At 68.8% G+C, this 22,187-nt stretch carries 19 protein-coding genes; 6 read left to right on the forward strand and 13 right to left on the reverse strand.

The window, feature by feature from the left end:
* Nucleotides 1-213 precede the first annotated feature (213 nt).
* A complete protein-coding gene (locus tag GCN81_RS18715; RefSeq protein WP_156724768.1) occupies nt 214-846 on the reverse strand; it encodes a hypothetical protein in 633 nt (210 codons plus the stop codon).
* A 360-nt stretch (nt 847-1,206) separates the two neighbouring features.
* On the opposite strand from GCN81_RS18715, the gene GCN81_RS18720 reads away from it, so the two are divergent.
* Entirely contained in the window at nt 1,207-1,476 is a 270-nt protein-coding gene (locus GCN81_RS18720) for an IS3 family transposase (RefSeq protein WP_156724767.1), read from the forward strand.
* A 275-nt stretch (nt 1,477-1,751) separates the two neighbouring features.
* Here GCN81_RS18720 and GCN81_RS32450 read toward each other — a convergent pair whose 3' ends face one another.
* The 3 genes from GCN81_RS32450 to GCN81_RS18725 all read right to left on the reverse strand — a co-directional run bounded on the left by GCN81_RS32450 (nt 1,752) and on the right by GCN81_RS18725 (nt 3,279).
* A complete protein-coding gene (locus GCN81_RS32450; RefSeq protein ID WP_231626831.1) occupies nt 1,752-1,955 on the reverse strand; it encodes a restriction endonuclease in 204 nt (67 codons plus the stop codon).
* A complete protein-coding gene (locus GCN81_RS32455; protein ID WP_231626832.1) occupies nt 1,952-2,170 on the reverse strand; it encodes a restriction endonuclease in 219 nt (72 codons plus the stop codon). The genes GCN81_RS32450 and GCN81_RS32455 overlap by 4 nt, the downstream gene beginning before the upstream one ends.
* A gap of 68 nt (nt 2,171-2,238) precedes the next feature.
* A complete protein-coding gene (locus GCN81_RS18725) occupies nt 2,239-3,279 on the reverse strand; it encodes a coiled-coil domain-containing protein (RefSeq protein ID WP_197287617.1) in 1,041 nt (346 codons plus the stop codon).
* A 575-nt stretch (nt 3,280-3,854) separates the two neighbouring features.
* Here GCN81_RS18725 and GCN81_RS18730 point away from each other — a divergent pair.
* Together GCN81_RS18730 and GCN81_RS18735 are read left to right on the forward strand one after the other, a co-directional pair.
* Complete coding sequence (locus GCN81_RS18730; protein ID WP_156724766.1) at nt 3,855-4,772, forward strand: hypothetical protein; 918 nt, start codon at nt 3,855-3,857, stop codon at nt 4,770-4,772.
* Nucleotides 4,769-5,521 (forward strand): AbiTii domain-containing protein, encoded by a 753-nt coding sequence (locus GCN81_RS18735; protein ID WP_156724765.1) that lies wholly within the window; start codon nt 4,769-4,771, stop codon nt 5,519-5,521. The genes GCN81_RS18730 and GCN81_RS18735 overlap by 4 nt, the downstream gene beginning before the upstream one ends.
* A gap of 83 nt (nt 5,522-5,604) precedes the next feature.
* Here GCN81_RS18735 and GCN81_RS18740 read toward each other — a convergent pair whose 3' ends face one another.
* Together GCN81_RS18740 and GCN81_RS18745 are read right to left on the reverse strand one after the other, a co-directional pair.
* Nucleotides 5,605-5,787, reverse strand: coding sequence for a hypothetical protein (locus tag GCN81_RS18740; protein ID WP_156724764.1), 183 nt, complete (start codon nt 5,785-5,787; stop codon nt 5,605-5,607).
* The gene (locus GCN81_RS18745; protein ID WP_156724763.1) at nt 5,784-5,972 is read right to left on the reverse strand and encodes a hypothetical protein; all 189 of its coding nucleotides are present in this window, start codon (nt 5,970-5,972) and stop codon (nt 5,784-5,786) included. Before GCN81_RS18745 ends, GCN81_RS18740 begins: the two co-directional genes overlap by 4 nt.
* 766 nt (nt 5,973-6,738) lie before the next feature.
* Here GCN81_RS18745 and GCN81_RS18750 point away from each other — a divergent pair.
* Nucleotides 6,739-7,083 (forward strand): PadR family transcriptional regulator, encoded by a 345-nt coding sequence (locus GCN81_RS18750; protein WP_231626691.1) that lies wholly within the window; start codon nt 6,739-6,741, stop codon nt 7,081-7,083.
* 83 nt (nt 7,084-7,166) lie between these two features.
* The gene (locus GCN81_RS18755; protein WP_231626708.1) at nt 7,167-7,919 is read left to right on the forward strand and encodes an HD domain-containing protein; all 753 of its coding nucleotides are present in this window, start codon (nt 7,167-7,169) and stop codon (nt 7,917-7,919) included.
* Between the two features lie 410 nt (nt 7,920-8,329).
* Here GCN81_RS18755 and GCN81_RS18760 read toward each other — a convergent pair whose 3' ends face one another.
* The 3 genes from GCN81_RS18760 to GCN81_RS18770 form a co-directional block, all read right to left on the reverse strand.
* A complete protein-coding gene (locus tag GCN81_RS18760; protein ID WP_197287615.1) occupies nt 8,330-11,161 on the reverse strand; it encodes a dsDNA nuclease domain-containing protein in 2,832 nt (943 codons plus the stop codon).
* Nucleotides 11,162-11,301: 140 nt separating this feature from the next.
* On the reverse strand, nt 11,302-14,469 hold the full coding sequence (locus GCN81_RS18765) for a DEAD/DEAH box helicase (protein WP_156724760.1): 3,168 nt from the start codon (nt 14,467-14,469) through the stop codon (nt 11,302-11,304).
* A 314-nt stretch (nt 14,470-14,783) separates the two neighbouring features.
* Nucleotides 14,784-15,011: a 3'-5' exonuclease gene (locus GCN81_RS18770; RefSeq protein ID WP_267904582.1), complete on the reverse strand. Its 228-nt coding sequence runs from the start codon at nt 15,009-15,011 to the stop codon at nt 14,784-14,786.
* 183 nt (nt 15,012-15,194) lie between these two features.
* Here GCN81_RS18770 and GCN81_RS18775 point away from each other — a divergent pair, with 183 nt between their 5' ends.
* Nucleotides 15,195-16,154, forward strand: a complete 960-nt coding sequence (locus GCN81_RS18775) for a 5'-nucleotidase (protein ID WP_156724759.1) — start codon at nt 15,195-15,197, stop codon at nt 16,152-16,154.
* A gap of 265 nt (nt 16,155-16,419) precedes the next feature.
* Here the strand turns inward: GCN81_RS18775 and GCN81_RS18780 are convergent, their stop codons facing one another.
* From GCN81_RS18780 to GCN81_RS18795, 4 genes are all read right to left on the reverse strand, one after another.
* Nucleotides 16,420-17,616, reverse strand: a complete 1,197-nt coding sequence (locus GCN81_RS18780) for an endonuclease domain-containing protein (RefSeq protein WP_156724758.1) — start codon at nt 17,614-17,616, stop codon at nt 16,420-16,422.
* A 133-nt stretch (nt 17,617-17,749) separates the two neighbouring features.
* Nucleotides 17,750-18,880 carry a TniQ family protein gene (locus tag GCN81_RS18785; RefSeq protein WP_231626690.1) on the reverse strand — a complete coding sequence of 377 codons (1,131 nt, stop codon included), beginning with the start codon at nt 18,878-18,880 and terminating at the stop codon, nt 17,750-17,752.
* Nucleotides 18,881-19,032: 152 nt separating this feature from the next.
* On the reverse strand, nt 19,033-20,070 hold the full coding sequence (locus GCN81_RS18790; protein ID WP_156724757.1) for an ATP-binding protein: 1,038 nt from the start codon (nt 20,068-20,070) through the stop codon (nt 19,033-19,035).
* On the reverse strand, nt 20,058-22,166 hold the full coding sequence (locus tag GCN81_RS18795) for a transposase (protein WP_197287614.1): 2,109 nt from the start codon (nt 22,164-22,166) through the stop codon (nt 20,058-20,060). The genes GCN81_RS18790 and GCN81_RS18795 overlap by 13 nt, the downstream gene beginning before the upstream one ends.
* Between the last annotated feature and the right edge of the window lie 21 nt (nt 22,167-22,187).

Consider the following 22,187-nt stretch of genomic DNA (forward strand, 5'->3'; position numbering starts at 1 on the left):
ACCCCATTCTCTACTCTGTGACGCGACACAGCCACGTTCCTGTACGCACCACGTGTCATTTCATCATGAAGACTCCCGTACCGGCCTTCTGGTGTTCGCCGTACCGGCCGGCCGTTGCCGCCTCGTCCACGTCCGTGGCGGCAACGGCTGTACGCAGTCCCTCTGGCGCCGGTTTGGGTGATCCGGCGAGTAGGCCGGGCGACAGCCCCCGGCCTACTCGCCCCGCTGGTTCAGCGGGATGGGGGCGTCGAAGACGTCGACGGCGAATTCCGAGGTTCCGCTGCCCTCGAAGTCGATGTCGTAGCGGCTGTGCAGCAGCGTGTGGATCCTCACCCACCGGCCCGTGGCCGTTGCATCCGCGGCCACCTGGAGCGCGCCGCGAACAGGACCGGCATCGCCGGCCTGCTGCTTACTCGTCCAGGTCCGCGCGAGCTTCACCCCTGTGGGGACAGCCCAGGTGCGCGGCTCGGCGCTGGCCGGCACGGAAACCTCGTCGTTGAGCAGCCGGATGACCCACCCGACGCCGCCATCGTGCTGACGCTCGTTCGACATGCGGATGCCGAGCCCGATTGTGTAGGCACACTCGAGGTACTCCTCGAGTTCCTCGTCGATCCGCCCGAAGAAAACAGCCTCGCGAACGACCTCGACCGGCCCGCACTCGGTGAAGGCCCCCATCACCGGTTCGCACTTGTCCTTGAGGTACTGCTGCGCGGCCATGCGCACCGGTTTGGGGGCCCGGTCCAGCACCTTTTCAAGGGCGCTGTCGTCGCGGTCGTACAGGAAGGAGTTGAGTGCACTGACCAGTTCCTTGGTCAGGTGGAGATCGCCGGCTCCCAGTGTGGTCACCGCCTCCAGCTCGTCCCCAGGCCTCCTCACAAGGGCGAACACCCTGCTTCGTCCAGGGCTCGTGTGCGCGATGAACGAATGAATCATTTTCTGTCTCACATCACATCTCAGGAGCGGTCCCCGGCACGAACACGCGCCTGAGCCGCAGAAGAACGAGGGAACCCTGCCAACCGACGTGTCGCACGAGCTACCGGCTCGTCCGCATGGGTCGGAGGTGAGTTGCTGTCAGACCCGGCGCTTCAGCCCGGGATCCGCATGGCTGTCGGCAGCCTACCCAGGCGGCATCAGCGGTGGCAACGACGCATCCGCCACCTTCAAGGCGCGGGCTGTCGGTGAGTCTGTGATGGTGACGTGCTTCGAATGGGGCCCTGTCGGTGCCTCGCCTGCCGGGCCCTGGAGGTCTCGCAGTCCTGGTTCTACAAGTGGATCAACCGTGCTCCCACCGCCCGCGAGCAGCGCCAGGAGCGGCTGGATGAGGAGATCAAGCGGCTGTTCGCCGCCTCGGGCAGCACCTACGGCTCGCCGGGGATCACCCGCGACCAGTGCGAGGCCGGCTGGAGCGTTTCCAAGAACACGGTGGCGGCGCGGAGGGCCGAGCTGGGGCTGTGCGGGCGGCGACCGAAACGGTGACGGAGCCTGACCCGGCCCGGGAAGCGGCCGGCGGCCCGGGACCTGGTCCGCCGTAACTTCATCGCCGTCGCACCCGACGTGCTGTCCACCGGTCGGCCGCCGCCCTGTGGGTCGCGGCCTCGCCAGCGGCCGATCTCGCTGTTTCCTCGGCTCGCCGCCGGGCCTGGATCATCGGCCAGTCGGGCCCGCCGCCGTACCCGTACGACATGCTCGTTCCTCTCGTGTCGGATTGTTGTCTCCAACAGCACACCGGCCCGAAAGGACACGACGGCGCTTTAGCTCAGATCGCGTGTCTGCCAGCCGGGCGGGGGTTTGGGCAGGCCGATCAGAGCGTCGATGCCGAGATGTTCCAGCAGCAGTGCTTTGAGATGTCGGCTGTCGATGAGCTCGACACGGTTGCGGGGCGCGAAGTCCCAGCTCGCCTTGCCGAACCACGCGGTGGTGACCACGATGCCCTTCGAAGCGCTCTTGTCGTTCACGATTCCCGCGACCGACCGACCGACCGCACCGTCTCGGCGGAGACCACGTTCTTCGTGCGCTTGGCCTGGATGATGCACAGTCCGCCGATGAGGGGTTCCTCGTTGACCGCGACAGCGTCGATGCCGTCATCCCGGGATGCTTGGGTGACCCACGACTTGAGCCCGATCTTCTCGAACAGTCGCCGGATGAGGTGCTCGAAGTCGATCAGGTCCATCGCGACGAGGTCGGGCCGGCTGTCGAGGCCGGCGATGACATCCCGCTCCGGGGCGATCTTGTACCGGGTCAGGTCGAACGTGACGACAGGAGGAACCGGCTCGAGGTCATAGGGGTGGGGTGCTGGGAGACGATCGCGTTCAGATGGTGCAGGCTTGCCACCGGGTCGAGTTCGGGCTCGTCCAGCACGAGTTCAGTGAAAGCCTCCCGGCTGACCCGCACACTGATCAGACACGGCTCGATCGCCCTGCCGGTGGCACGGTCTTTGGCGCGGACTTTCCCGTTAAAGGCAACTCCGTCTACGAGCGACGGCGGTGTCACGGCGAAGGCCTCGTCGATCGCCCGCAGCGCGAGTCTGGCCACCAGATCCCTGTACAACGCCTTGCACTCGTTCTCCTTCCGCGGCTGCGGGACCACGGCCGGGAGAGCGGAGGCCTTGAACCGGTACTGCGTGACCGGAGGAACCACCGCCTGGACCGGCAACTCGATCTCCACAACCAACTCGCGGGACTCCGGAGCGAACGCCGCCCGCCGGGCACCGCCGAGTCCTTCCGGATAGCCGATGGAGCCCAGCGCCTTCTCCACGCCGACCGCGAGCCCTTCCAGATCTCCTTCACCGAGCGCCTGCTCCACCTGCAGCCGCAGCCCGTGCAGCCCACCGGGGCGGGCACGCAGAACCGCAGTCAGCACCTCAAGCCGCTCTTCGCCCTCGGCCGTCCGGCCGGCAGACTCCCGGCGCAAACTCTCAGCGCTCTCCTGCTTCGCACGCCGTTCCGCCGCAGCCTTCTCGCGGACCTCAGCACGACGTTTCTGCTCGAGCTCCCTCGCCCGCGCCGCCTGACGTTTCTCAAGATCCCGCACGATCTGCTCGGCCCTGCGCGACTCGGCACTGTGCTGCGCCTGCTTCTCCTTCCGCGCCCGCATCCACGTCTGCGCCTGCTCGCGTTCCCGCCGCGCTTCCTGCTTGGCCCGCTCGGCAGCCTCACGCTCCGCGGCCCGCGCCTGACGCGCCAGCTCCGCCTCAGCCCGCCTCGCGGCTGCGGCCTTCGCCTTCTGACTGTCCCGGTACGCCTGCAGCAACTGCGCCGCCAAGGACTTCCTACGCGCCATTCGCCGCCCCCACCACAGGTCAAAACACCACAGCTGCCCCCGGCAGAGGCAGAGCAATCCCCGCGGGCGGGCCCATGGCCTGACTCGCTCGGAACATGACCGCTTTCCCTCGCCCCGACGGCGATACCGCCGAAGCCGCCAGCGAGTGCCCGGAACACAGCGGCGACGCCTTGATGCCGATGCCTGGGGACTCCGCCGGGCCTGGTGCACGGTATCCCCGGTGTCCTGTGCCAGACGCTCCGGCCCGGCACGTCACGAACTGCAGCCGGCCGGGCCTTGCTCCAGCCGACCGCGCCAGATCGGCGAACTGTCCTACGGCGGGCGAACAGCGGCTTGCCGGCACTCCGTACGGGGACACGGCAGGGAACAGATCACCGCTGTGACAACGCAGTGCTGTGCAGCAGAATCAACCGATCACAGTGTGACGAGGAAGGCCGCCCATGAGCTACCACGCGACATTCCTGCAGGCGGCTCAGGCAGGCCAAGGAGCTCTCATCCGCAGCTGGCTGGCCTCTCCCGCCCCGTCGGCAGACGCGCCCGTACCGGAGCCGGTCGCCCAGGTGGATGTGGCGGTCATGAACCTGGAGAACAGGCTGCACGAGGTGAAACTGGCGGCTGCCCCGCATGTCACGGCGGCGGCCGAGGACCTCTACACGGCAGCCCGGGCTGCCGCCGACACCCAATTCGACCTGCACATACACAATTACGGCAGCGCGCAGCGCCTGTGCGCTCTCGACGATGCAGCCTTCACCCGTCACACCGAAGCCGTCAGGCAGGCGCTGGAAGGCTTCGTCGCGGCGGCCTACCGGGAGGGAGCATCGGTGACGGCCACGGTTTCCGACCGGGCCAAGTCCGCGCGGGTAGCAGAAGCGGCCCCGGCGGACGCTGCCTGGCTGGTCCATCTCTCCCGGCGCATGCCGATGCGGCGCATCCCCGACTTCGTCACCGAGGGCGTCGACTCGGCCCTGGAGGCCTTGCAGCGCGACGTCATCGACTTCGTCGACCCGGAACTCGAAACGGCGCACCAGCATTTCACGGACGCCCTCGCCCGGTTCCTCGACGAGATTGGCGGGACGTTCACCCCCGACCATGACGCCGCATACACCGAAATCCCCCCGGAGTGGCGGCGCACCGCCCCCGAACGCTACGCCCAGACCCTGCGCGATCTCTCCCAGGCCCGCGATACCGTACTTGACCGCTACAAGGAGCTGATGAACACCATGAGCCGAAGAGGCCACCATCCCGCACCGCAACAACCCCAGCCAGGCCCTTCGGTCCAGGTCACCGCCGGCGACAACTCACCCGTCACGGTGAACGCCCCTCATGCGCACGCTTCCCACGGCGCCCACGCGAGTGCCGGCCAGCCAGCACCGGCAGACCCCGCCACGGCCCCACAAGCGCCGTGGTACCGCAGCGCCATCTTCTGGGGTGCCGTCAGCGCTCTGGGAACGGTAGCCGGTGCCGTCGTCGCCTATCTTGCGCTGGGTAGATGACCGAACCCACCCGCCAGAGGCCGCAGCCCGTGGAACAGTTGGAGCAAGGCGTCCTCGACGACACCGCCCCGCTTGCCGGACTGCTGCGCCTCGCGCTCGTCATCGGCGGCCACGCCGCCTCCCAGCCTCTGAAGCAATGGGCTCTCAACGAACTCAAGGGCTACGGAGGCAAACCCGCCTCCGGTGTTCCGGACTACCGGCGCCCGCGCGCGCCCATCCAGGCCGACTCGCACTCGCTGACCTGGCAACGCCATGGTGAAACCATCAGCGCCCTGAACCTCCCCGAGATCACACGGGGCAAGATCAACGAAGAAGTGACCATCACGTTCGGCATCGGTCAGCTGCAGAACCTGATCGACCGGACCCCTCCCGGCCAGGCAGTCCACCTCAGCCTTCCTGGCGCGGCCGAACTGCGCACGCTGATGAGCGTGATGGACCGCTACCGCAGCCGAGCCGTCGTCATCGACGACCTGTACTGGGCGGTCTCTCCCTCCGTTCTGCACGACATCCTCGACCAAGTCCGTACCCGCCTCACGCAGTTCGTCGCCGAACTGCGTTCCACGATGCCGGCCGGATCCGGCACGCCCACCCCGGAGCAGGTCCACAGGGCCGTTCAGAGCATCAGCATCATCACCGGCGACAACTCGCCTGTCACGCTCACCGCTCCGCTCGCCCACGCCGACCACGGCGCAACAGCCAGCACCGCAACCGGTGTACAACAGCGCTGGTGGCAGTGGCGACGACGCTGACCGCCTCCCCGCCTGCCGCAGGGGCCACCTTGATGACGGGCGCCACACCGCCCGGCCCCGCACCATCGAGGCTCCGGTGTTCGTCACGGATGCGAGCCCATCTTGACCTGCTCACCCCCGAGGTAGAGGTAGGCCAGGAACCGTGTGCGCTGCTTCGGGGCCGAGAAGGGCCGGCTCGACGCGGAGCCAGCCGCGGACGGCAGTCCTGCGGCGCTCGGCAGCCAGGCCGGGCCGCCCTGGCCAGCCCCAAGGGAAGTGCTGATCACAGCACGTCATCTTCCGAGGGGGCGTCGGTCAGGCCGAGTTCCGCGTCGGTGAAGGGCTCGCCCAGGTCGGGCATCGCGAAGAGGCCCGTGCCGGTGGCGGTCTCGACGAAGCGGACGAACCGGTCGACAGGCCGGTGGGCCTGTTCTCTCTCCAGCAGCGCCAGGGGCGCCGGAGGGTGATCCACTGCGCCCGTGTGCACGCGGGCAGGTGACGAAGTATGCGGTCGGCCCGAAGGGGGTTGCCCAGTTCGCGTAGCCGCTGCGGGGGCGGTGGCCGGGTTCGTTCCAGTCGGAGGCCAGGGACGGCTTGCCGAGGAGGACGAACTCGCCTCCGGGCCACCGGCAGGTGCAGGAGCCTTCGCACCGGCAGGTGCGGGTGCGGGCCAGTTCTTCGGCCTTCTCGGTCCGCGGTATGCCGGGGCCTTTGACCTCGATCCAGGTGCCGAGTTCGGGCAGCCAGAAGTCGGGGAGGTAGAGGGTGCCAGAGTCCAGGGTGAGCGTCTCGGGTTCGTACTCCCACCGGATGCCGTTGCCGTCGAGGGTGGCGGCCCAGTCAGCTTCGAGCCGGGAGCGGAACGTGGTGTCGCCGTAGCGGGTCGGGACGGCATCCATGGACGGGCCGGGGACGTCGGGCGTGCTGACCAAACCGGGCTCCTGTCCTGCTGCTGCGGCCGTGTCGATTATGCCGGTGACCCGCTGAGAGGCGGCGGGTGTACGCGCGCCTCGGCTCCCCGCGGCGGCGGCCCCTGAGCGCTGCTGCCCTCCGGCGTCCCAGGTGCGTGGCCTGGGACGGCTGTGGGCGCGGCTTGGCGGGGCCGCCCTCGGCCGGCCTGTGCTGTGTCAGTTCTGCTCCGCCTCGTCCAGCAGCCGGTGGACAGCCCGTACACACAGGGGCTCGCCAGGTGTCACTACTTCTAGGCAAGCCATATATGGGCTATGTAGAGTACGAGTATGGGTAGTTTGCGTATGACCCTGCAGACCCAACTGGTGCTGCGGGCTTTGCTGGAGGACCCCGCCAAAGAGCGCTACGGCCTGGAGCTGTGCGAGCTGGCGGGACTGCCGTCGGGCACGATCTATCCGATCCTCGCCCGCCTGGAACACGTCGGATGGGTGGAAAGCACCTGGGAAGACCCGGCCCTGCACGAGGGAGCCGGCCGGCCGCGCCGTCGCTTCTACCGGATCGCCGAGGACGGTGCCGAGCACGCGCGGGACGCCCTCGCGCGTGCCTACCGCGGCCGCAAACAGCCCCTACCGGGGTGGGCCGCCCGTCCGATCAACGGCGGGGGAGTGTCATGAGGGCCCGGCGCCGGTTAGCACCCCGACCGAACAAGCGCCGCTGCGCCCTCCCGTCCCTGGAGGGCCTCCTGGCCGTCGTGCGTATGCACCACCCGCACGCCGACACCTCGCTCATCCAGCACGCCCACGATGAGGCCGCCGTCTGGCACGCGGGCCAAACCCGCCGCAGCGGCGACCCGTTCCTCACCCACTGCCTCGCCGTCGCCGCTATCGTCGCCGACCTCGGCATGCCGCCACCTGTGATCTGCGCCGCCGTGCTGCACGACATCGACGACACCCCCTGCCCGGCGGGCCGCGTGACCGAGCACTTCGGGCAGGAGATCGCCGATCTGATCGCTGCCGTCCGCGCCGCCAGGATCGGCGCGATCCCACTCACGGCTCTCCACCTCCACACCGCAAGGCCGCCGACGCTCCAGCCGACGCGTGAGGAGGCCGTGCTGGCCATCCGCCTCGCCGACCGGCTGCACAACATGCGCACCATCGCGTTCGTCGCCCCGGCCAGGCGGTACCTCGTCGCCCGTGAAACCCGCGACGTCATCGCGCCGTTGGCGCGTGCGGCGGGCCTGGCCGACGTGAGCCGTGAACTGCACGACCTCTCCTCGGCCGCCCTCCAGCCCGCATCGACCCCATCCGCGGTCACCACGCGCATGCTGGCCATGCTCACCCTGCTGCTTCCCACCCGGCAGCGCGCGCGGTGGCGCGAGGAATGGCACGCGGAACTGGCCGCTCTGCCCACCCGCCGCACCCGCACCCGCTTCACGCTCCGAGTCCTGCTCAGCACACCCAGGCTGTCCTGGACACTGCGCCGCGCGGCCTTCCGGGAACGTCGATGGTGAGCACCGCGGCCCGGATCGGCGGCGTGCTGGGTGCGGCGGCCGCTTTCGCGATGGCCATGGTCCGTGGCGGCCTGTCCGCCTGGACGGCTGGAGCGCTCACGGCAGGCGCTCTTGTCCTGGTCGCGGTCGTCCTGTTCACCCCCAGCGAGACACCAGCCCGCCGACTCGGTCAGCTCATCCAGGCATGGCGCATTCATTCCCACCGAAGCTCCCATCCGGCCCGAGCCCGTGCAGCCCTCCGCGTCTCCGTCCCCTCCTGCCCAAGACGGCAGATGACAGCGCCCCCAGTCCTGCGAGATGCGAGCGGCTGGTCAACACACTCGTCTCCCCTCCCGGGCACGCTCTGGTCTCTGGCCCATCGGCCATCGTGATCTTGACCAGGACGCGGAGGCCGCGGAGCTGCTGCGCGCTCAGTAGCCGACTGAGAGCTCGTCGGTGATCTGCCGACCGCGCGGGTCTCCCAGATCGTCCAGCGCCTGGGCGGCGGCAATGCACCAGTCGAGCCAGTCCGGATCACCCCGGTAGTCCTCGATCACTGTGTGCAGCGAGTGAACGGCCGCTTCAGGGTCCAGGGTTGCGAGCCGCCTCGCCGCGTCGAGGCGGTCGTCGAAATGGAGGTCCGCCGCTTCGGCGAGGTACTCCAGGGCGCGGCAGGCGCGCTCGTCGCCGGAAGACAGGAGTACTTCAGCGGCCCGTACCCGGACGGAGCCGTACAGGTCGGGATCGTGGACGAGCCGGTAGCAGGCCTCTTCCCCCCGCGGCCGGTCCAGCTCCAGCAGCCGCCTGGCAGCGAGGAGACGGTCGCTGAAGTCCGGGCTGTGAGGGTCCTCGTTGAACTCATCGTCCAGACCTTGATCGTCCGCCAGCATCTCCAACGCGGTCGTGCCCCGCTGCAGGTCCAGTTCCGCCAGCACGGCCGCTGCCCAGACACGCGGGGTGGCCTCGCCAACGGGATCCGCGCACGCTGTTGCCATCGCCTGCGCGGCCGCCTGGACCAGTGGTTTCCACTGATCGGCGAGCACGGTGCCCAGCGACAGCAGGGTGGCGATCAGCACGCACCCGCGGAGATTGCCGGGCACCGCCAGGTCCTTCAGAGCAGTGGCGGGATCGGCGGGCGAGGCGGTTCCGGGGTCGATGAGGAACCCGATGTAGGAGGCGGTGTCCAGCGGCGCACCCCACGGGTTTGTTCCTCCATCTTCCTTCCAGGGGCCGAGCAGCCGGTCGAGCTCACGGGCATGGGAAGAGGGGGCGCGGGCGAGGTGGCGTGCAGCGCAGTACTCCTGAAGGGTCCGGTGGAGGAAGGCGAAACCGTCCCCGGTACGGGTGAGTAGCCCGCTGCGCCCAAGGACCGAGGACACGAAGCCGTTCCAGTCGTCCTCCGGAACGGCACGGGGACGCCGGGCGCCGTCCAGGGCGGCCAGCGCGTCGGCCCAGGACGCTTCGCTGTCACTGTGACGGCCGAACGCCAGGCTGTCGATCGTCTCCGGCAGCTGATCGAGCAGGTCATGGGCCCGCGACATGGCCGTGGGGCCGAAACGCGCAAGAGCAGCCTCGGCCTGGCTCCGGACGCCCGACTGGTTCCTGCCGCTCATACGGCGGTGCAGCAGGTCGGTGAACCTCGCGTACAGAGCCCCGCGGGTGTCCGGCAGCGACTGCCCGGGACCTGCGGCATACAGCTGGCACAACATCGTCGCCATGAGCGGAGTGCGGGCGAAATCGGTGAGGTAGGCGTCGTCCAGCACACGGACGAACCGGCGTGCCGCGTTCCGGGAGTCGGGGACACCCAAGCCGTCCAGGATGCGCCGGGCCGCCTCGGATAGTTCGCTGCGGGAGAAGGGCATCACCTGGTAGCGGGGCACGCCAGGGCCCAGGACGCGCAGTTCCTTCTCGGGAAGCGGCCGGCTGGCCACGACGAACCGGTACAGGGGGTCGGGCTCGGCGGCGAAGTTCGTCAGGGTGCGCAGGAGGTTCTGCCTGTCGTCCCGGTCGGTGATCTCATCGAGTCCGTCGACCAGCACGATCCAGCAGGCCCCCGGGGCAGGCCTGTTGAGAAAGAGCTCGTCGGACAGCGTCCGCTGCAGTGCGAAAGCGGCCAGCTGGCTGGTTGCCGCTGCCGCCAGAGCGCTCGGCAGGGGAGAGCCGAGCAGCGCCGTGGCCGGCACCGTCACCCCCAGCAGCCCTCGGCCCCCGGGGGCCGGCCAGCGCTCGGCCGTACCGGCTTGCACAGCGCGCAGGAGGCTGGACTTCCCGCCGCCCGGGCCGGCAAGTACCAGACACACGGGTGCGCGACCCGGGAGCGCTGCGGCGTCTGCAACATCGCCGGGAGACCGGTCCGCCGCACGGCCGCTCGGCTGCCCGCTCTCAGGTGTGATCCGGTGCAGGCGCTGCGGCACGTAGACAGAACTCAGCGAGGGCATGGACAGTGACTCGGCCCCGGGGTAGGGATGCATTTGTGCTGCACGCCGGCTCGCGCGCACGTAGTCGGCCAGGTCCGGGCGGTCCAGACGCAGCGCGACGTCGCGGAGTTTCTGCGGCGTCAGGCGCTTGCGCAGAACCCTCTCCGGGACATCGAGCCGTGTCACCAGCGCCTGCCAACGCGGCCCCAGGCGCCCGTCCATCGCGAGCCTGACCCGGTTGAGGAGATCCGCGTGTAAAGCCTCGGCTTCCCCGACCCGAAGATGCGGGGCCAGATCGAAGAGCGCATCGCGATTGCGGCGCTCCAGCTCGTACCGGTCCGGCAACTCCTCGATACGAACCAGCCGCAGGAACCCCGCAGTCTCGGCAGCGTCCGCACCGAGGTACCTGGCGATCCTGTCCAGCCGCTCCGCGCTGTCACCTCCCCGCCCCTGCGCGACGGCGCGCACATCAGCGTCGGAGCTCAGCACACCCTCCACGCCGACCGTCAGAATGTACGTGAGGTCCTGGTGCTCTCTCAAGACCCGATGGGTGCGCAGAAGGCTCGCCAGAGCCTTGCTCCTGAGCACGCCGGACAAGGTCCAATTCTTCTGCCCCTCACGGGACTTGATCTGCTGGAAGTCCCACAGCGCCACTCCGCCCCGCACCGTGCCGTCGGTCCGGGCGACCAGGACATCCTCGAAATGCTCACACGTCACATGGAGCACTCCGCCACCCGCCAGCATCTCCACCACCGCGCGGAGGGCGGCCTGCGCCTGATAGGCGAAGCGCTCCCCGGTCGCCGAACCCGTGTCGTCGGGCGCCGGAAGACGGCCCGGATCCTGCATCCCCGACATCCCCCCTGTGGGCCGGTCCCTGGCACAGCAGCATAGTGACAACGTGTCATGCGGACTGCTGGCCGGCGCCGGGCACCGGCTGGAGGAAATACCGGTGACCGGACCGATGCCTGCACCCGGCGGGGTCCGTGCTACGGGCTGCAGTACACGGTGAAGGTGCCCTTGGTGAGCGCCTTGACGTAGGAATGGGCGCCGGCGAGGAGGTGCTGCTGCTCGCTGCTGCACCCGGCTGCCGAGAGCCCGGGCTGGGCGATGACGGTGTTGATGTGGGGCCGCAGTTGGGGTGCGCGTTCGCGGATGCGGTACAGCTCGTCGATGCTGCCGAGCAGGTAGGGGCTCTTGCCGGGATGGCGGGCGGCCCATTTGGCGGCGCGATTGTACAGGGTGCGCAGCAGTGCTTCGATGCCGTACTCGCGCCACTTGGCGCCGCGGGCGGCCTGGCCGCACACCTCGTACAGGTCGATGACGCGGTGGCCGGGAGCCGGTTCGTGGGAGTACTTGCAGTGCACGAGGGTGATGGTGATGTCCTTGTCGTCGGCGGTGATGCCGACGAGATCGGCCACTTCGTTCGAGCCGTCGTCGTCGATCAGGATGTCGAAGTGCTGCTGCTCGCTCAGGTAGCGGTACATGTAGTACTGCACGGTGTGCGGTAGCCGCTCGGGGTCCATGGACTCGGCCTGGATGTTCACCCCGTCCCACTCCAGTGGCGCCAGCAGGGACAGGTCGAAGGGCGGCAGGTCGGTACGGGGCGCGTGCAGGCGGTCGTCGGGGGTCAGGATGCGGTCGCCGGCGAAGTACAGGTACGGCTTGTGCTGGTTGATCCAGTCGGCGGCGGGCAGCGCGGCGCGCTGGACGGTCACCAGGGCGTCGTCGCCGACGGGGGAGTAGACCAGGCCCTGGTCGGTGAACTCGGCGCTGTAGGGGAGCTCCCAGGAGGGGGAGACGAACGAGAAGCGGACCGGCCCCTCGGGGGCGAAGTCGTCGACGCGGTAGCCGATGTCGGTGACGGTGTGGGAACGCCCGTTGAAGGCGAAGGGCGGGCCCTCGCCCAGGCCGGCGCGCCACTGCCAGGGCCATTCCAGGCCGAGCAGGGGGAATGGGGGACGCGTGGTCTGCTCGACGGGGATGATGAAGCCCGCCATCACGTTCTCGAGGTCCACACGGGAGTCGAGGATCTTGGTGCCCTGCTCGTCGCACCACCGCATCCACGCCAGCAGACTGGGGGCGGTGCGCGGCGACCAGAAGCGGCCCGAGAGGGCCGCGCAGACGCTGACCTTGGTGCCGTCGTCGATGCCCGAGGCGATGATGTGGGTCTGGCTGCGGTTCTTGCGGGCGGCCGCGTCCAGCGCCTCGAAGACGTCGCTGCCCACCAGCAGCGAGAAGCGGTTGAAGTGGTCACGGGAGTCCAGCAGACCGATGTTGGTGGCCACCACCCGCTCGAGACCGGCGAACACCCGGAATGTGTCGAGCCCTTTGACGGGCCGACTGCCCTCGCCCAGCACAGCCCTGGCCAACTCCGCGTAGTCGCCCCTCTTGTGGGAGCCGTAGACATACAACAACCGCCGCTCGTCGTCGAAGTACATGACGACCAGCTCGTAGAGCACCTGCTCCAAAAACTGCGGGGCACCCCAGTCGACCAGGGTGCGGTGCTCCACGACGAACCAGGCGACGCGGCCGTCGCCGCCGGTGGCGACGGCCTGCCCGAGCACCCGGCCCTCGCCATAGCGGCCGACGGCCGCCTGCGGGTCCCACTCGCCTGACGGGGCGCGGTGCAGCACGGCGCTCATCTTCGGTTCCAGGACGCTGACGGCCATGCCGTCGGGGATGTTGGTGAAGGAGGTGCCGAACTCGCTGAGTTCTTCGCCGCGGGCCGTGCTCTGCTCGGTGATGTCCTGCAGGAGCAGGTTCCAGTCCGCGTCCTCCTTCAGTAGATCGCGCATGGGCGACAGGGCGGCGGCGGGGTCCCGGGCCACGAACACCGATGCGGTGCCGATCGGGCTGGAGGCGGTCGAAGCGCTGCGGGTGAACCGGCCGATGAACTGGATCATCGGGCTGAGGCTCTTGCGCACGTCGTGCACCGCCGCGACCTTCAGCTGGGGCATGTCGAAGCCCTCGCCGAGCATGTTCACGCACACCACGATGCGGCAGCTGCGCCTGTCCATACCTGCCAGGGCCTTCTTGCGGGCGGTCGCCGCCAGCCCGTCGTGCAGCGCCACCGGCTCCAGGTCGGGGGCCAGTTCCTGGTACAGCTCGCAGATCTCCCGCGCCCGCCTGACGGCGTTGACCCGGGCCATCAGCAGGTGGTCCAGCCCGGCCGCCAGGTCGTCGCGCAGCCGCTGCACCGCCAGTTCGGCGATCTTGCGGTCGTTGTCCTCCAGGCTCAGCACCGCCCGGTAATCGATGCGGGTGAAGTACTCCTGGGCCTGGGCCTGGCGCAGCGGGTAGCGGAAAATGGTCCGTCCGGGAATCTTCTGGCCGTCCTCCCTGAACGGGGTCGCGGTGAACAGCAGCACCTTCCGGTCCTCGAACTGCCGGATCACGCTCGTCCAGGTCGAGGCCGGCGCGTGGTGCGCCTCGTCGACGATCAGATGGCTGAACTCGGACAGCAGCGCGTCCCGAGCCTCCTGCGTACAGTGGTGCAGGACGTGCGGCGTGGTCACCACGACGTTGCAGGCCGCGGCAAACGCCTTCGCTTCGGCGACGTCGGTGAACCGGCGCGTCACCCGGCCCACGCACGGCCGCAGCGCATCACGGGAGACGACCTCCTGCCGCTGCAGGATGCCCAGCGACTCGAACTTCGCCGCGATCTGTTCGCGCAGCGCGATGCTGGGCACCAGCACGAGCAGCCGCTCGGGACGGCAGGCCACCAGCAGGGCCAGCATGGTCTCCGTCTTGCCCGTGCCGGTCGGCATGACCACGAGACCCGGTTCGGGCAACTGCGAGTACCAGTACCCGATCACCGAGTGCAGGGCCCCGGCCTGCGGCGGTCTCAACCCGTGCTCACGTACCACGTCGTGTAGTTCGATCGCGTCCGCATACGACGCCAGCACCGTCTGCGGGGCAGAAAGCTGTCTCGGCCCCTTCCACTCCACGGTCTCGCCAGGGTCGTCGGGCAACTGCGGGTTCAGTACCGCCGCTTCATCGCCGACGATGTCCCACCGCCCGTAGACGTTGTGCACGAACCGGCAGTCGGTGTCCTCGCTGACCTGCAGGGCCCCGGCCGGCACGAGAAGCTGGCTGACTGTGTTGCCCGCCCAGCGCTGGGGAGCCGCCCACACCTGCTCAGTCCGCAATTCCATCGCCCGCCGCTCCTCGTGCCAGTGCCGCTGCGAGGCCGGATGCGGACCCGCGCGGCGGTGGTACCCCTGAGGGCTGCGGGGGGCTGAGAGGGAAATGCCGTACGCACGCGCAGGAGCTGATTCATGGTCCTCATATGACAGCAGATATGCAGATCAAACCCAGAAAATGATCAAAATTGGTTTCTGATTACGCCGATCCGCACACAACCAGTCACCAGAGCGGCCGTATCCGAGCACGTATCGTCCCTTGAGACATGCGAGCCGCTGTGGCCTGCGGACCAGCGGCACCATTGGATGCGAGGCCCTTTGACCGATCAGCCCGTGGCCGGGAGCGGCGGGGTGAGGGGAAGAGCGTCGGACGGGCGGACGAAGACGACGGTGTGGCGGGCACGTGTGATCGCGACCCGGAGCAGCCGTCGTGCCTCATCCGTGCGTTTCGCGTCCCATTGCGCGTTGAGGAGTTTCGAGCTGTAGATGCCCTCGACGATGACGCCGCCGTCGAACTCCTTACCCTCGGAGCGGTGCATGCTCATCAGGCTCACGTCTGCAGATTCCTCCTGTGGAGCTCACCTACTGGGGTGGACGGGGGCCGGGCTCTTGGCTGCGTCTTCGGTAGATCCCGGCCAACAGCGCTTCCGGACTGCTCGGGGCATGCGTGACGGGCCCGGCGACGAGGCTGGTGCGATGATTGAGAGCGTAAGAACGGGCTGACCAAAGGGGTTGCTGTGGCCGCCTACGAACTGGCGGACCGGCTTGTCGTCGGTATCGCCTCCAGCGCGCTGTTCGACCTCGCAGAGTCGGACGCCGTCTTCCGGGAACAGGGCGAGGAGAGCTATCGCGCCTACCAGGAAGAGCATCTCGCCGACACGCTCCGCCCCGGCGTTGCCTTCCCGTTCATCCGCCGACTGCTGTCACTGAACGACCTGAGCGAGGAAAGTGACCCCTTGGTCGAGGTCATCGTTCTGTCTCGGAACGACCCCGATACCGGGCTTCGCGTCATGCGGTCGATAGAGGCCCATGCGCTGCCGATAAGCCGGGCCATCTTCATGCAGGGCCGCTCGCCCTACAAATTCATGCCAGCCCTCAACATGTCGCTGTTCTTGTCAGCGAACGACAGCGACGTACGCGAGGCCGTCTCACAGGGACTGCCAGCAGGACACGTTCTGGGTGAGCCGTACGAGGATGACACTAGCGATCACGACCTGCGTATCTCCTTCGACTTCGACGGCGTCCTTGCCACCGACGCGTCGGAGCAGGTGTACCAGACGGGAGGCATCGACGGGTTCCGCGCCCACGAGGTGCTGAACGCCGCGGTTCCGCACGATGCGGGACCACTGAAAGACTTTCTTGCCAGCATCAACCGCATCCAGCGAAGGGAGGAGGAGGAACGGCAGAAGGCCGCCGAATATCGGATCCGTCTCCACGTGTCACTCGTCACCGCACGCAATGCCCCCGCGCACGAGCGGGCAGTGATGAGCCTGAAGCGATGGGGGGTGACAGTCAACGATGCCTTCTTCCTCGGAGGCATCGACAAGGGCGAGATCATGAAGGTCCTCAAGCCGCACATATTCTTCGACGACCAGGAAAGCCATCTGGCCAGCACGTCGCGGACCACCCCTAGCGTTCACGTCCCCTTCGGGAAGATCAACGAGCCGAGTGTTCTCGAGGACCGGCCGAAGTTCTGACATCGCCCACCAGCGCCGCAACATCGGGCGTTCCGCGTCCGGGAAGCGGCAAAGGTGTGAGCGGCGGTCATGCAGACAGCTGGTAAGGCTCATGCCGTCACCCCCGGACGGGTTACCGCCGGGGGAGTGTGGAGGCCGTGGCGTGTCTCGTTTCGTTGATGTACGGCAGAAGGCGGCGCCTGCGCTGCCTTCTGCCGGGCTCCCGGCCCACGGGCGAACTCGGGGAGAGAAGTTCAGGAACAGAAACGATAGAGGAGACGGGCCGTCAGGCGGTGCCCTGGCCGGGGGTGTCGGCATCGGCCTCCAGAGTCTTGTCGACGAACTCCTGTACCAGCTGCCTGACCTGTGCGGCCGGCACGACCTGCTCCCACTGGGGTGCAAACGCGCATTGCCAGCAGCGCATCCGGAAACGGATCGATCCGTCTTCCTGAACCGAACCCCACGCGGAGTGGGGCTGCTTCGCGCACGGGCCGTGAGGGTCGGGCACGAACGTCTGCAGCACGATGTCGGACTGATGGCGCGGCGGCACGGTCCTGTTGCGGCGGCAGCCGTCGCACAAGAGAAGGTGGCGGACTGCGCCCGGCCGGTGGATGAACCGGTGGCCGCCGCCTTCGTAGGTGTTGCAGCTGGCGCACACCGGCCCGCGCACGAATCCGTGCGTGTGGCAGTGGTCCCAGTACACGGCCTGTCGCGGACTGGGGCACATCCGGCACAGGAACGCCTCCGGCTGCGAGTTCTTCGGCAGCGACGCGTACAGCCTGCCGCGCAGGTGGTTCTTGTAGGGGCGGGCGACGGCGTCGGCGCACGCGGGGCACAGGGTGGTGTAGCCGCTGTTGCTGGGCGTGCGCCACTTCCAGACGTCTCCGGTGGCGTTGCAGCGGCTGCATCGGGCGGCCTGTTCGACGCACTCGGCGGCGATCTGGTCCGCCCGGTCGAGGAGGGCGGCGTAGGCGCGCGGGACCATCCAGGTGGTGCCGGACCACGTCAGCAGCGGCAGGGGGCTGGTGCACGCGATGGGCGACCGGCCGTAGCGTTCCTTGACCTGCTCGAAGGTCGCTCCGCACCCCAGCCCGTAGCGGTTGGGCCGGGTGCCGCTGCACGGCTGCTGTCCTTCGCAGCGGCAGCCGTTGGCGCTCTGGTCCTGGTAGGAGATGTGCTCGAACCAGCGGTGGATCTGTGAGCGCCACGTCCGGTCGTGCTCAGGCGCGAGACGGGCATCGACCAGGTCGTCGGGGTCGAAGGGGAGCGAGGCGAGCCGGTTGCCGGCCGCGCGGATGTCCCGGTCATCCAGCCGCCACCGGCCCTTGTGCTTGTAGCCGCGAACGGCGGTGTCTCCGATGAGGACGTGGTTGCTGATCTGGAAGGTGTAGCGGGACAGCGAGGCCGGCGCTGCGGGAACGGGGCAGCCCTCGGTGAGTTCCGCCAGCAACTGGCTGGCGTACTCCGGACTGATCGATGCCATGGGTGTGTCTCTCCTTCGTGTGTGAGGGGTGAGCGGGCGGGGTGTGCGGTGTGTGGCGGCCTGCGGACGCCGCCGCGATACGGCCGGGGGCGGAGCTGGCTGGCGGGGGAGCCGGGGACGGGGCCGGGAGATGTCACGGGCACGGCGCTGGCTCGGGCCGCAGCGAGGGCGCCGGTTCCCAGCCACCAGTGAGGAAGGCTGCCTTGGCCTCTTCGCAGATGCTGCGGGGACGGCGGTCGGTGAGGAAGCCGACGCGGTCGCTGTACTCGGTGGGCCGTACGGCTGTCCGGTGCACCGTCCACAAGCCGTCGCGTTCGGTGCCGTCCGCAGCGGTGAGCCAGCGCAGCCACCGGTCGAGGGGATCGGTTTGTGCGGCTGTCCTGGGCCTGGTGCGGGTGTAGGCGATCAGCCAGTCCGCGAGCCACGGCCTGCCGGCCCGGCGGCTGATTTCCCGAAGCAACAATTCCGTTGCGGCACCTGCCCCTTGGGCTGCGGCGGTCGCGCGCAGCCGCTGCTGCCAGCGCGGAGCGCCGAGCAGCCGGGCCACGGCGATCGTCTCCGGGTAGGACACCAGCGCATGCGGCACCACGGCCGCCGGCATGGATCCCGTGACCGCGGCCAGCCGGTGTGCACGGTCCTGCCAGACCGTCTCGGATCGCCACCCCTGTACCTGCCACGACCACACGACCGCCGCGGCGAGGGCCACCACGTCCGCCGCGTCCGGACGGGCCCGTGCGAGAGCACAGTGGTGTCGGTGCGCGGTGAGGACCTCGGGCAGGGTCTCCAGCGGAATGCTCGCTGGCCTCCCGGGATGCGCGAGGAGCCAGCGCCGGTGACGCCGACAGACGTGCCCGGCCGTTCCTGGGTACACCAGAACCGGCTGTCCAGGCCGTAAGGCCCGCCCAGTACACGCAGGACAGGTCCCCACCCATGCCTCGCCCGGCATGTACCAGGCCGCCCGCGGGTTCTCGTCGTCCGCGAGCCGCCCGTGCGGGGCGGCGAGAGCGGGCAGCAGGCGGCTGAGCCGGGACAGGGGAAGACCGGTGGAGCGGGCCAGGGCTGTTCGCGCGGATGTGTTGAGGAACAGTTCCAGACCGCTGCCCGGAGTGCCGGTCACCTGCACCCGGTGCGCGCCGCTCAGGACCCCCCGCAGCAAGTCCTGTGCGGGCAGACCGTAAAGGGCGGCCATCCTGCGAAACCAGGAGCCGGTCAGCTCGCCCGCCACGGCTGGGATACGAACAAGCGTGGAGGCAGAGGGTTGCACGAACATCTTCCTTTACGCGTGGGGGTGTTGAGGGCAGGACACGGCGGGGCAGGGGAGGCGGCCATGAATCAGCGCCCCATCGGCACGGGGAAAGGGGACTACAGGGCGGGCGCGCGGCGGGAGGTCCGGGGTGAGGCTTTCCGCCGCGCCGGTCAGTTGCCAGGGTGTTGCCGCAGGGTGGCGCGCGCCGCGTTCGTGGCCTGGACGTCGAGGAGCACCTGCGACAGCTGGTTCTTCGTGATCGCGAGGCTTCCGTCCAGGATGGAGCGGATCGCGGCCTCCCTGACAAGGAGGGAGAGACTGGCCATCACACCGCCGGTGCGGAGATGGATGTGGGCGGCGTGGCGTACCAGCGTTCCGGGCCGGTGGCGGGCCAGCCGCAGCGCCCCCTCCATGTCGCCCAGGAGTGAGTGCCACATCTTCTTTTGCTCTTGGGTGCCGTTGAGTAGCGGGGGCGTGCGCAGGAGTTTGCAGCGGGCGGCGAGCTGGGCACCGCGGGGCCCGGTCAGCAGCGGTGAGTCCTCCACGTTGACACCGGCCAGCACGAACGTCGCGGGTACTCGTTCCATCAGGGTCTTGACCTGGTCGGAGGTGTCGGCGCCGGGCCGGGTACGGGTGTTGAGCAGGTGCACGTCGTCGATGAACACCAGCCGGGTGCCCCGCTTTAACATGACGTGGCACACGGCGTTGGTGATGGTGTGTTCGGTCATCCGGTCGTGGATCGGAATGCCGGCGAACCGGGCGAGGACCTTGGCCAGGTTCCTGGGCGTGTAGGTGGGCGGGACGGAAGCGAACAGCACGGGCATGGAGCCCTCCATGCCGGGCCGACGGCGCCGTTCGCTCAGTTCGAAGGACCGGCCGAGTTCCATGAGCGTGGTCGACTTTCCCGCCCCCGGCGGCCCGGACACGATCAGCCCGCGCCGGGCGGTACCCTGCTGCCGGTTGTTGACCAGGAGCGTCAACTTCAGCTGCTGAAGAGCCTGTTCCATGGAGCGGGTCTTCAGCGTCACGAACTCGGAGTGGTACTCCAGGAGCGTCTTTCGGCTCCAGGACGGATCCTTCACAGGCAGAGCGGGCACCCGCGGTTGAGACACATAGGCCTGCCACAGGACGCAGTTGGTGATTGGGCTGGGGGTGAGCAGACCGTCGTCGAAGAAGTCGTCGCTCGCGCACACGGTTACGGCAGCCACAGGTCGTTCTCCCGGCTGGTGTCGTCGAGGATGGAAGAGCCGTCGGCGACCTGGTCGGCATCCTGCTCGCCGTCGCTGGAAACAGACAGGTCGTCGTCCTCGTCGGGAACGGTGTCGTCGTCGAGTTCCGGCGCGGCGTACACGCCGGCCAGTCCAAAAGACAGCGTCGGAGTGCTCAGCACGTCGGGCCCGCCTGCTGGCACCGGCACTGCCCCCGAGGCGCGGGACTTGGCCACTACCCGTCGCTCCGAGCGAGACAGCTCCCCCTTCCCTGAGGCCCGCTTGAGGAAGTCGTCCAGAGCCAGGGCGAGTTCTGCCTCGTGCTCCTCGCGGGACCCGGTGCGCTTGACGACCTTGCAGATGTGCTGCCAGATGTGGTGGGTGAACGGAAGGCTCACCGCGGTGGCGTGAATCCACGGCACTTCACGGAACCCCTCGGGCAGGCGTACCCAGATCCGGGTCGGGTCGTAGGGGTTGTGGTGCACCTCCCGCAGGCGCCCCTTCGACCGCGTCCCAGGGCCGTGGTCTTCGTGGAGGCACTTGTCGTCGTAGGTGCGGTAGTCGAACCGGATACCGGCGCCGGTGACCGGCTGCCAGCGCACCGGCAGGAGCTCCACGTAGTCCTGCGAGCTCAGTACCACCGGCACGTACCCCGCCACCGGGAGCAGCGCCGCCCACATCTGGTTCGGGGTGAGGGCCTTCTTCGGCATCAGCGGATGGCGCAGGCCCTCATGCGGACGGTGGTGCCAGTGCACGAGGAACTCGTCCAGCAGCTCCTGCATCTCCTGCAGGGTCCGCAACGGCTCCTGCTCGACCTTGGAGCCCCGCTCGGACACGTTCGCCCCGGTGTGGCCCGGCAGCCACTGACAGAACAGAGAGTTGAGCGAGCCGAAGGTCCGCTCCTCGTGCGCCTTGGCTGGCCCGTTGGCCGGTGGCACGGGCTGCAGAGAGATCCCCAGGCTTTCGCACGCGGCCCGCGTGGCGGGAGAGACGAACACCTTGCCCTGGTCGACCACGATCATCTTGGGCACGATTACCGGGCGTGCCGCGGCGTCGTTCAACCGCTCATCCAGGCTGACCAGCCGCTCGTGGGGGATAACTGAGGAGGCCATCGACAGCGTCGCGGGCCAGTCGGGCCGCATCGTCATCGGCGTCATCATCTGCGCCAGCAAGACCGCCACATCGGTCAGCTTGCTACCCGGCGGCCGCAGAATTCCCCACAAGCTGCGGGTCGCCACGTCCAGTGCCGTGGTCAGCTCCGGCCGTGCCACGACCCCGTCATCCAGGACGCACAACACATCCACCGGGGTGCTGTCCATCATCACCAGCTCGCCGGGACGCAGCGCGACTGTCGGGGTGAACGGCGGCTCCGGGCGTGCGGCCCGGGCACGCCGCTGAGCCACCGTGCCCCCCAGGCCCAGCACCGCTTCCACCTTGTCCAGGAGCTTGTTGAACGTGGACTGCGGCGGGACCCTCACTGCGCCGGGACCGTGCTTCGCATCCAGCCACCACTGCGTTTCCCGGCGCATACGCTTCTTCCACCCCCGCGACCGAGAGCGCGGCGCCTCCTGATGCAGCAGTTTGCGAACCGCTTCGACTACCTCGGCGTCGGCCCGGCCGGGCAATGTCGAACTACGACGCTTGGGCACCAGTGCCCACACCCCGCCCGTGCCGTAGCGCGCACGCCACCTACGGACCGTTGCCCGGCTCACGCTCGTCCAGCCCTGCGCGGTGAGCTCGTCAGCCTTGGCCTGCTCACGCTGTGCCAGCGTGGTGGTTTCGGGGTTGTACGGGGGCTTCACCGGGCCTTCGCTGTTCGGCGTGGGGTAGCCGGTCTCCACCTCGCGGACGTGCTGCTCGATGGCGAGCGCGCGCCGCTGCTGGTCTTCGGACACGGTCGACAACAGGCCCGTCTGGGGTACGCGCAGACGGGGCGGGCCGTCCTTCATCTCGAAGGAGGGATCACCGATCAGCGTGGCCAGGCTGAACACCGCCAGCCCACACGCCTCATGGTTCTCGGCTAGCCAGATACGCGCCTGGGGTGTCAGGTTTCCCTCGATCCCGGCAACGGTCCAGTCACGGTCGTTGAATCGCACGGCAGCGCCGACTCCTGGTAC

It is taken from the genome of Streptomyces apocyni (assembly GCF_009739465.1).
Lineage (GTDB): Bacteria > Actinomycetota > Actinomycetes > Streptomycetales > Streptomycetaceae > Streptomyces > Streptomyces apocyni.

Coding starts and splice junctions, on each gene's coding strand:
- GCN81_RS18760 (WP_197287615.1), bottom strand. CDS start 11,161: ATGCAGGATCCGGGCCGTCTTCCGGCGCCCGACGACACGGGTTCGGCG.
- GCN81_RS18720 (WP_156724767.1), top strand. CDS start 1,207: ATGGGGCCCTGTCGGTGCCTCGCCTGCCGGGCCCTGGAGGTCTCGCAG.
- GCN81_RS18750 (WP_231626691.1), top strand. CDS start 6,739: ATGGGTAGTTTGCGTATGACCCTGCAGACCCAACTGGTGCTGCGGGCT.
- GCN81_RS32455 (WP_231626832.1), bottom strand. CDS start 2,170: ATGGACCTGATCGACTTCGAGCACCTCATCCGGCGACTGTTCGAGAAG.
- GCN81_RS18765 (WP_156724760.1), bottom strand. CDS start 14,469: ATGGAATTGCGGACTGAGCAGGTGTGGGCGGCTCCCCAGCGCTGGGCG.
- GCN81_RS18780 (WP_156724758.1), bottom strand. CDS start 17,616: ATGGCATCGATCAGTCCGGAGTACGCCAGCCAGTTGCTGGCGGAACTC.
- GCN81_RS18730 (WP_156724766.1), top strand. CDS start 3,855: ATGAACCTGGAGAACAGGCTGCACGAGGTGAAACTGGCGGCTGCCCCG.
- GCN81_RS18735 (WP_156724765.1), top strand. CDS start 4,769: ATGACCGAACCCACCCGCCAGAGGCCGCAGCCCGTGGAACAGTTGGAG.
- GCN81_RS18755 (WP_231626708.1), top strand. CDS start 7,167: ATGCACCACCCGCACGCCGACACCTCGCTCATCCAGCACGCCCACGAT.
- GCN81_RS18725 (WP_197287617.1), bottom strand. CDS start 3,279: ATGGCGCGTAGGAAGTCCTTGGCGGCGCAGTTGCTGCAGGCGTACCGG.